This is a genomic window from Streptomyces aurantiacus JA 4570 (assembly GCF_000414115.1).
Classification (GTDB): Bacteria; Actinomycetota; Actinomycetes; order Streptomycetales; family Streptomycetaceae; genus Streptomyces; species Streptomyces aurantiacus_A.
The window spans coordinates 1-8,373 of sequence record NZ_AOPZ01000038.1 but is presented as its reverse complement, the minus strand read 5'-3'; the positions used below and the strand labels follow the sequence as shown (position 1 = coordinate 8,373).

Annotated in this window: 9 protein-coding genes, 1 tRNA gene and 1 riboswitch; of the genes, 4 read left to right on the top strand and 6 right to left on the bottom strand. The window is 70.8% G+C overall.

The window, feature by feature from the left end; genetic code table 11:
- Positions 1-2,499, top strand: a 2,499-nt coding sequence (locus STRAU_RS05155) for a transglycosylase domain-containing protein (RefSeq protein WP_259299828.1), incomplete at its 5' end; no start/stop codon positions are given.
- Between the two features lie 92 nt (positions 2,500-2,591).
- Here STRAU_RS05155 and STRAU_RS05150 read toward each other — a convergent pair.
- From STRAU_RS05150 to STRAU_RS05140, 3 genes are all read right to left on the bottom strand, one after another.
- Positions 2,592-2,912, bottom strand: coding sequence for a DMT family transporter (locus STRAU_RS05150; RefSeq protein WP_016639183.1), 321 nt, complete (start codon positions 2,910-2,912; stop codon positions 2,592-2,594).
- Between the two features lie 29 nt (positions 2,913-2,941).
- Positions 2,942-3,002, bottom strand: a riboswitch (guanidine-III (ykkC-III) riboswitch).
- Between the two features lie 85 nt (positions 3,003-3,087).
- Positions 3,088-3,390: a GroES family chaperonin gene (locus tag STRAU_RS05145; protein WP_106967814.1), complete on the bottom strand. Its 303-nt coding sequence runs from the start codon at positions 3,388-3,390 to the stop codon at positions 3,088-3,090.
- A gap of 97 nt (positions 3,391-3,487) precedes the next feature.
- The gene (locus STRAU_RS05140) at positions 3,488-3,814 is read right to left on the bottom strand and encodes a DUF3618 domain-containing protein (RefSeq protein ID WP_016639181.1); all 327 of its coding nucleotides are present in this window, start codon (positions 3,812-3,814) and stop codon (positions 3,488-3,490) included.
- A 155-nt stretch (positions 3,815-3,969) separates the two neighbouring features.
- On the opposite strand from STRAU_RS05140, the gene bcp reads away from it, so the two are divergent.
- The 3 genes from bcp to STRAU_RS05125 all read left to right on the top strand — a co-directional run bounded on the left by bcp (position 3,970) and on the right by STRAU_RS05125 (position 6,236).
- On the top strand, positions 3,970-4,437 hold the full coding sequence (gene bcp, locus STRAU_RS05135) for a thioredoxin-dependent thiol peroxidase (RefSeq protein WP_016639180.1): 468 nt from the start codon (positions 3,970-3,972) through the stop codon (positions 4,435-4,437).
- 144 nt (positions 4,438-4,581) lie between these two features.
- A complete protein-coding gene (gene proP, locus STRAU_RS05130) occupies positions 4,582-6,105 on the top strand; it encodes a glycine betaine/L-proline transporter ProP (RefSeq protein ID WP_016639179.1) in 1,524 nt (507 codons plus the stop codon).
- 47 nt (positions 6,106-6,152) lie between these two features.
- Positions 6,153-6,236: transfer RNA gene (locus STRAU_RS05125), tRNA-Leu, on the top strand.
- Positions 6,237-6,354: 118 nt separating this feature from the next.
- Here STRAU_RS05125 and rdgB read toward each other — a convergent pair.
- The 3 genes from rdgB to rph all read right to left on the bottom strand — a co-directional run bounded on the left by rdgB (position 6,355) and on the right by rph (position 8,315).
- A complete protein-coding gene (gene rdgB, locus STRAU_RS05120) occupies positions 6,355-6,957 on the bottom strand; it encodes an RdgB/HAM1 family non-canonical purine NTP pyrophosphatase (RefSeq protein ID WP_016639178.1) in 603 nt (200 codons plus the stop codon).
- A 44-nt stretch (positions 6,958-7,001) separates the two neighbouring features.
- The gene (locus tag STRAU_RS05115; RefSeq protein WP_016639177.1) at positions 7,002-7,397 is read right to left on the bottom strand and encodes a hypothetical protein; all 396 of its coding nucleotides are present in this window, start codon (positions 7,395-7,397) and stop codon (positions 7,002-7,004) included.
- Between the two features lie 186 nt (positions 7,398-7,583).
- On the bottom strand, positions 7,584-8,315 hold the full coding sequence (gene rph, locus STRAU_RS05110; protein WP_016639176.1) for a ribonuclease PH: 732 nt from the start codon (positions 8,313-8,315) through the stop codon (positions 7,584-7,586).
- Positions 8,316-8,373: the final 58 nt, after the last annotated feature.

Here is an 8,373-nt window from a genome sequence, read left to right as displayed (position 1 = left end):
CGGCGCCCGGGCTGGGCGCCCCGTGAGCCGGAGGAGGGCCCCGGCGCGAGCGCGGGCACGCCCGAGGGTGCTCCCGGCGGCGCGGAGGGCGCGCCCGCCGCCACGCCCCCCGGCAAGAAGGGCAAGAAGAAGCGGCCCAAGCGCAAGGGCTGGCGGCGGCTTTTCCCGACCTGGCGGATGGTGCTCGCCGGGTTCATCTTCGTGGTGCTGCTGTGCGCGGGCGCGTTCACCGCGGGCTATCTGCTGATCGACATCCCGCCGGCCAACGCCACGGCCACCAAGCAGGCCAACGTCTACCTGTACGCCGACGGCACCGAGCTGGCCCGGGACGACAGCAAGGGCATGAACCGCGAGAACGTCCCGCTGTCCAAGGTGCCCAAGCACGTGCAGCACGCCGTGCTCGCCGCCGAGGACCGGGACTTCTACGGGGAGTCCGCCGTCGACCCGAAGGCGATGCTCCGCGCCGCGTACAACACGGTCACCGGCAAGGGCAAGCAGTCCGGTTCGACGATCACGCAGCAGTACGTGAAGAACTACTACCTGGGCCAGGAGCAGACGGTCACCCGCAAGGTCAAGGAGTTCTTCATCGCGATCAAGCTGGACCGCGAGGTGAGCAAGGACGACATCCTCGAGGGCTATCTGAACACCAGCTACTTCGGCCGCAACGCGTACGGCGTGCAGGCCGCCGCCCAGGCGTACTACGGCAAGGATGTCGAGGACCTCACCGTGGGCCAGGGCGCGTACCTCGCCACGCTCGTGAACGCCCCGAACGCCTACGACGTCGCGGCGCACCCGGAGAACAAGCCGAACGCCCTGGGCCGCTGGAACTACGTCCTGAACGGCATGGTCAAGGAGGGCTGGCTGCCCGCCGCCGAGCGGCAGGGGCAGAAGTTCCCGACGCCGAAGCAGGCCAAGGGCAACCAGGACCTGTCGGGGCAGCGCGGCTATGTGGTCAAGGCCGTGGAGGACTACCTCATCGAGAACAAGATCGTCGAGGAGGACGACCTCCACAAGGGCGGCTACCGCATCACCACGACCCTGCAGAAGCCCAAGCAGGACGCGTTCGTGGAGGCCGTCCAGGACCAGGTGATGTCGAAGGTCGACAAGAAGGCCCGCAAGATCGACCGGAACGTGCGGGTGGGCGGTGCCTCCATCGACCCGGCGACCGGCAAGGTCGTCGCGATGTACGGCGGCATCGACTACACCAAGCAGTTCGTCAACAACGCCACCCGGCGTGACTACCAGGTCGGCTCGACCTTCAAGCCGTTCGTGTTCACCTCGGCCGTGCAGAACGGCTCGACCACCCAGGCCGGGCAGACGATCACGCCGAACACGATCTACGACGGCAACAACAAGCGTCCGGTGCAGGGCTGGGACGGCGGCCAGTACGCGCCCGCCAACGAGGACGACGGCATGTACGGCGACATCACGGTGCGCGAGGCCACGGACAGGTCCGTGAACTCCGTGTACGCGCAGATGGCCGTCGACGTGGGCTCGGACAAGGTCAAGGACACCGCGGTCGCGCTCGGCGTCCCGGAGAAGACCCCGGACCTCACCGCGTCCCCGTCGATCGCGCTCGGCCCGTCCACGGCGTCCGTGCTCGACATGACCGGCGCGTACGCGACGCTCGCGAACCACGGCCAGCACGGCTCGTACACGATCGTCGAGAAGATCACCAAGGACGGCGAGAACGTCGCGCTGCCGGAGCGCGGGGAGAAGACGGCGGTGAGCCGCGAGGCCGCGGACACCACGACGTCGATCCTGCGCAGCGTCGTCGACTCCGGCACCGGCACGGCGGCGCTCGCCGCGGGCCGTCCGGCGGCCGGCAAGACCGGTACGGCGGAGGAGGACAAGGCGGCCTGGTTCGCGGGCTACACCCCGGACCTGGCCACGGTCGTGGCCATCATGGGCGCGGACCCGGAGACGGCCAAGCAGACGCCGCTGTACGGGGCGCTCGGCGAGACGCGCATGAACGGCGGCGGCTATCCGGCGCGCGTCTGGGCGCAGTTCACCAAGGACGCCCTGGAGGGCAAGCCCGCCAAGGAGTTCGAGCTGGAGCTTGAGCCCGGCGCGGACGTGCCGGTGGAGCCGGACCCGTCGGACGGCGCCGAGGAGCCGGGCACGGGCGAGGAGGACACGGGCGGCGCGGACGGCGGTGACACCGACGGCGCCGACGGGGGCACGGCCGACGGCGGCGCGACGGACGGCGGCGCCACGCCGGGGCAGGACCAGGGCGGCCAGACCCAGGGTCAGGACCAGGGCCAGACGCAGGGCCAGGACCAGGGGCAGACGCAGGGCCCGAGCGGTGGTCAGGACCAGGGGCAGACCCAGGGCCAGGACCAAGGGCAGACGCAGGGGCCCGGCGGGGGTGACGCCGACGGGGGCGCGGACGGCGGCGGCGCGGCGGACGGCGGCACGGACGAGGGCGGCCAGCAGGGCGCCCTGGGCGGGCTGACGCAGGGCACGACCACCGGGCGGGGCGCCAGGAACGGCGACTGACCGCGGGCGGGCGGGCCGGAACCGGGGGGGCGGGCCGGAACCGGGGCGATGGCCCCGGTCCGGCCCGCCCGGCCGGGAGATGACACAGGCTCTCAGTGGCCCGAAGTCGCCTTGAGGCCGACGACGGCGACCAGGAGCAGGCCCACGAAGAAGATGCGGGCCGCGGTGGCGGGCTCGCCGAGCACGAGCATGCCGACGACCGCGGCACCCGCGGCGCCGATGCCGACCCACACGCCGTAGGCCGTGCCGATGGGCAGGGACTTGGCGGCGTACGACAGCAGGAACATGCTGGCGACGATGCCCGCGCCGGTGAACACGCTCGGCCACAGGCGGGTGAACCCGTCGGTGAACTTCATGCCGATCGACCAGCCGACCTCGAGCAGACCGGCGACGACGAGCAGGACCCAGGCCATGACGGCACCTCCGAAAACTGGACTTCAGGGGTGCGTCGTCTTTGCGGGTCCCGGTACGGCGCGTCTCGTCGGGGTCCTTCCAAGGTAGCAAAGTGCACGCAAAAGGGGCCGGTGACGATGGTCACCAGCCCCACGGGCCCACCGGCCCCCGCGGTCCCGCGGTCCCGCGGTCCCGCTACAGGTAGAGGCCCGTCGAGTCCTCGGACCCCTCGAAGCGGTCCGCGGCCACGGCGTGCAGATCGCGCTCGCGCATGAGGACGTACGCCACGCCCCGCACCTCGACCTCGGCCCGGTCCTCCGGGTCGTACAGAACCCGGTCGCCCGGCTCGACGGTGCGCACGTTCTGTCCCACGGCGACGACCTCGGCCCAGGCCAGGCGCTTGCCGACGGCCGCGGTCGCGGGGATCAGGATGCCGCCGCCGGAGCGCCGCTCGCCCTCAGCGGTGTCCTGGCGCACGAGCACGCGGTCGTGCAGCATCCGGATCGGCAGCTTGTCGTCGTGGGTCGTTGGTTCCTGTGTCTTGGCGCTCACGCCCCGAACCTACCTGCCCGCGAGCGCCCTGTACGCCCCCGGGTCAGCCCTTGCGGCGCTTGGAGCCCACCGCGAAGAACCCCACGAGGCCCACCACCACCAGCGCCACCGGCACGATCCGCTCCAGGCGCGGCGCGCCGTTCTCCGTGACGAGCTGGCCCTTCACATCGGAGACGAAGCGATTCGCCCCGACGTAGGCCCGCCCGAGGGAGTGGTCGACGCTGGACGCGATCTTGGCCTTGGCGTCGCCGACGATCGTCTTGGGGTGGACCCGCACCCCGATCTCGTCGAGGGTCTCGGCGAGCTGGTCGCGCCGGCGCTTGATGTCCGCCTCGATCTGCGCAGGGGTCCTGGCATCCGCATCCGCCACCGCGCTGCCTCCGTGGGTGTGTGCTGGTTCCGGTCGTTCCACAGTCTGTCAGCTTCGCCCCCGTCGCACCCCACGGCACCCCTATTACGCTCGACTCCGTCACCACAACCACAGATGCGTGCGCGCCCCGCGCGCGGCGCGCGAGGAGACCGAACATGAGCGAGCGACTGCAGCCCGGGGACACCGCCCCCGCCTTCACCCTGCCCGACGCCGACGGCAAGGAGGTCTCCCTGGCGGACCACAAGGGCCGCAAGGTCATCGTCTACTTCTACCCCGCCGCGCTCACCCCCGGCTGCACCAAGCAGGCGTGCGACTTCACGGACAACCTGGACGTGCTCGCGGCCGCGGGCTACGACGTCATCGGGGTCTCCCCCGACAAGCCGGAGAAGCTCGCGAAGTTCCGCGAGAAGGAGAACCTGAAGGTCACGCTGGTCGGCGACCCGTCCAAGGAGACCCTGGAGGCGTACGGCGCCTTCGGCGAGAAGAAGCTGTACGGCAAGACCGTGACCGGCGTGATCCGCTCGACGGTCGTCGTGGACGAGGCGGGCAAGGTCGAGCACGCCTTCTACAACGTCAAGGCGACGGGGCACGTGGCGAAGATCATCCGGGACCTGGGCGTCTGACGCGACCTGCCGCCGGCCGGAGAGTGTGACAAAGCCCCCCTCATGGGGGGCTTTCGTTTGCGATCGCGGAGTGCGAGCACAAGCATCCGGTGGACCGCTCAGCGCAGGGGTCCGAGGATCACGCTCAGCGAAAGGACCAGCTCCATGGCGGCCAGCAGCCACCCGGCCGACCCCGAGGCGGACGCCCTCCCGGGCGCCGACCCGGAGGCGGTGAAACGTCACCGCACGCTCTTCCGCGCGATCAGGCGGCGCCGGAACCCGCCGCTGCGGCGCACCGACATCACGGTCACCGACGAGGCGGCCGTACGCCGCGCGGTGAAGGCGGCATCGCTGGGCAATGCCATGGAGTGGTTCGACTTCGGCATCTACAGCTATCTGGCCGTCACCATCGGCCATGTCTTCTTCCCGTCCGGGAACGACACCGTCCAGCTGCTCTCGTCGTTCGCCACCTTCGCGGTGTCGTTCCTGGTGCGGCCGCTCGGCGGCATGGTGTTCGGGCCGATGGGCGACAAGGTGGGCCGCAAGAAGGTCCTCGCGCTGACGATGATCCTGATGGCGGTCGGCACCTTCGCCATCGGCCTGATCCCGAGCTACGCCGCGATCGGCTTCTGGGCCCCGGTCCTGCTGATCCTCTTCCGCCTGGTGCAGGGCTTCTCCACCGGCGGTGAGTACGGTGGCGCGTCCACGTTCATAGCCGAGTACGCGCCGGACAAGCGGCGCGGTTTCTTCGGCAGTTTCCTGGAGTTCGGCACGCTCGCCGGCTACGTGGGCGCGGCCGGCCTGGTGACCCTCCTGAACACGCTGCTCGACGACGGCGCGATGGAGTCGTGGGGCTGGCGGGTGCCGTTCCTGGTCGCGGGTCCGCTCGGCCTGGTCGGTCTCTATCTGCGGCTGCGCCTCGACGAGACGCCTGCGTTCCAGAAGCTGGAGGACCAGACGTACCACTCGGCGACCGAGGCGGCCTCCGCCGTCGAGACGTCCGCCAAGGGCGACCTGGCGAAGATCTTCCGCGACCACTGGCCGACGCTGGTCCTGTGCGTCACCCTGGTCGGCGCGTACAACATCACCAACTACATGCTCCTGTCGTACATGCCGACGTATCTGAGCGACGAGCTGGGCTACGACGACACCCATGGGCTGCTGATCCTCATCGCCATGATGCTGGTCCTGATGCTCGTCATCAGCCGCGTCGGCGTCCTGTCCGACCGCTACGGCCGCAAGCCGCTCCTGATGACCGGCATGGCGGGCTTCCTCGTCCTGTCGATCCCGGCCTTCCTGCTCATCAAGCAGGGCGCGCTGATCGCCGTCTCGGCGGGCATGCTGATGCTCGGACTCTCGCTGGTGTGCCTGCTCGGCACGATGTCCGCGACGCTCCCGGCGCTCTTCCCCACCTCGGTGCGCTACGGCTCGCTCTCGGTGGGCTACAACCTCTCCGCCTCGCTGTTCGGCGGCACCGCGCCGCTGGTGATCACCGCGCTGATCAGCGTCACGGGTACGGACATGATGCCCGCGTACTACTCGATGGCCGCCGCCGTCGTCGGCATCGTCGCGGTCGCCTGCATGAAGGAGACCGCGCGCAAGCCCCTCACCGGCTCCCCGCCCTCGGTGGAGAGCGTGGAGGAGGCCACCGAACTGGTGGAGGCGCAGGCCACAGCCCCGAAGTTCTGACTCTCCGGGCAGTCGCGGCCGGGCGGCCATTACGATGGGCCCGGCACGCGGCCGTGGTGGAACTGGCAGTCACGCTGGGTTTAGGTCCCAGTGGGGTAACTCCCGTGAGGGTTCGAGTCCCTCCGGCCGCACGCGTACGAAGGGCGCCTCGGGTGAGGCGCCCTTCGCCGTGTCCGGCCGGATGTCGCGGGGGGTCTTGGAGTTCAGAGGTCTTGGAGCTCAGGGTCTTGGAACTCAGGGTTTTGGAGCTCAGCCGAGCAGTTCGCGCACCACCGGCGCCAGGGCGCGGAACGCCTTGCCGCGGTGGCTGATCGCGTTCTTCTCGTCCGCCGTCAGCTCGGCGCAGGTGCGGGTGTCGCCCTCGGGCTGGAGCACCGGGTCGTAGCCGAAGCCGCCGGTGCCCGACGGGGCGTGCCGCAGGGTGCCGCGCAGTTGGCCCTCGACGACCCGCTCGGTGCCGTCGGGCAGCGCGAGGGCCGCCGCGCACGCGAAGTGGGCGCCGCGGTGCGGGTCGTCGATGTCGCCGAGCTGGGCGAGCAGGAGGTCCAGGTTGGCGCGGTCGTCGCCGTGCCGGCCCGCCCAGCGCGCGGAGAAGATGCCGGGGGCGCCGCCGAGCACGTCGACGCAGAGGCCCGAGTCGTCCGCGACGGCGGGCAGTCCGGTGGCCCGGGCCAGGGCGTGCGCCTTGAGGAGCGCGTTCTCGGCGAAGGTGACGCCGGTCTCCTTGACGTCGGGGATGTCCGGGTAGGCGTCCGCGCCGACGAGCTCGTGGTCGAGCCGGGCGTCGGCGAGGATCGCCTTGAGCTCGGTGAGTTTGCCGGTGTTGCGGGTGGCGAGGATGAGGCGGGTCATGGGACCAGTATCGGTCCCGCGGTGCCTCGCCCCGCGCCCCGTCCTCAGTCGGTGCAGACCTTCGTCAGCTCCTTGGCCGCGTCGCCGACGGGGCTCATGTCGGGCGTGTTGTCGCCGTTGTCGCTGGCGTCGCGGATGTTGTCGACGGCCCTCTCCAGGTGGTCGACAGCCTTGTCCATGTCGGCGTCGTCGGACTTGTCGCGTATGTCGTCGAGGTTCTTCTCGATGTCGTCGAGCGACTTGTCGGCGTCCCCGGGCTCCAGGGCCGCGTCCTGGACGGCTTCCCGCATGTCCTGGATGTTGTCGTGGATCGAGTCGGCTGTCTTGGCGCAGTCGATCGCCTTGTCGACAGGGTCGCAGGCCACGAGGCCGGTGCCCGCCGTGACGGCGAGCAGAGCGGTGGCGATGACGGTAACGGTACGGCGGTGGCGCGCGGCCATGCGTAGGTCCCCCTCCGGTGCGGACGGACGCACGGCTTGGCCCGTACGCCCGCACCCGTAAGAACGCCCGTCCGGGCCCCGACGGTTGCTTCCCCCGCGGGCCGATCCGAACCGCAACTCGCCCGCACCACGCGCCACTTGGCCGATACCCGCGCCCCTGCCCGGGCGCCGGGTGCCGCGTATGCCTTACTTGACTGCTTCGAGCGCTTCGCGCTGGTACGCGGCGAGGTCCACGCAGCCGCCGACGGCGAGGTCGAGCAGCGCGTTCAGCTCCTCGCGGGCGAACGGCTCGGCCTCGGCGGTGCCCTGGACCTCGACGAAGCGGCCGTCGCCGGTGCACACGACGTTCATGTCGGTGTCGGCCTTCACGTCCTCCTCGTAACAGAGGTCGAGCAGCGGTACGCCGCCGACGATGCCGACGGACACGGCGCTGACGGTGCCGGTGAGCGGCTTGCGCCCGGCCTTGATCAGCTTCTTGCCCTGGGCCCAGGCGACGGCGTCGGCGAGCGCGACGTACGCGCCGGTGATGGCCGCGGTGCGGGTGCCGCCGTCGGCCTGGAGGACGTCGCAGTCCAGGACGATGGTGTTCTCACCGAGCGCCTTGTAGTCGATGACCGCGCGCAGGGAGCGGCCGATGAGGCGGCTGATCTCGTGCGTACGGCCGCCGATCTTGCCGCGGACGGATTCGCGGTCGCCGCGGGTGTTCGTGGACCGCGGGAGCATCGAGTACTCGGCGGTGACCCAGCCCTCGCCGCTGCCCTTGCGCCAGCGGGGCACGCCCTCCGTCACGGAGGCCGTGCAGAAGACCTTGGTGTCGCCGAAGGAGATGAGGACGGAGCCCTCGGCGTGCTTGCTCCAGCCGCGTTCGATGGTGATCGGGCGAAGCTGTTCGGGGGTACGGCCGTCGATTCTGGACATGCGTTGAGCCTAGCCTTTGAGCCGAACCGGGGTCGCCGCCCCCGGGGGCTCCGCCCCC

Excerpts from the sequence above, each read along its gene's own strand:
- STRAU_RS05150 (WP_016639183.1), bottom strand. The coding sequence starts at position 2,912 with ATGGCCTGGGTCCTGCTCGTCGTCGCCGGTCTGCTCGAGGTCGGCTGG.
- STRAU_RS05145 (WP_106967814.1), bottom strand. The coding sequence starts at position 3,390 with ATGCTGCACGACCGCGTGCTCGTGCGCCAGGACACCGCTGAGGGCGAG.
- bcp (WP_016639180.1), top strand. The coding sequence starts at position 3,970 with ATGAGCGAGCGACTGCAGCCCGGGGACACCGCCCCCGCCTTCACCCTG.
- proP (WP_016639179.1), top strand. The coding sequence starts at position 4,582 with ATGGCGGCCAGCAGCCACCCGGCCGACCCCGAGGCGGACGCCCTCCCG.
- rdgB (WP_016639178.1), bottom strand. The coding sequence starts at position 6,957 with ATGACCCGCCTCATCCTCGCCACCCGCAACACCGGCAAACTCACCGAG.
- STRAU_RS05115 (WP_016639177.1), bottom strand. The coding sequence starts at position 7,397 with ATGGCCGCGCGCCACCGCCGTACCGTTACCGTCATCGCCACCGCTCTG.
- rph (WP_016639176.1), bottom strand. The coding sequence starts at position 8,315 with ATGTCCAGAATCGACGGCCGTACCCCCGAACAGCTTCGCCCGATCACC.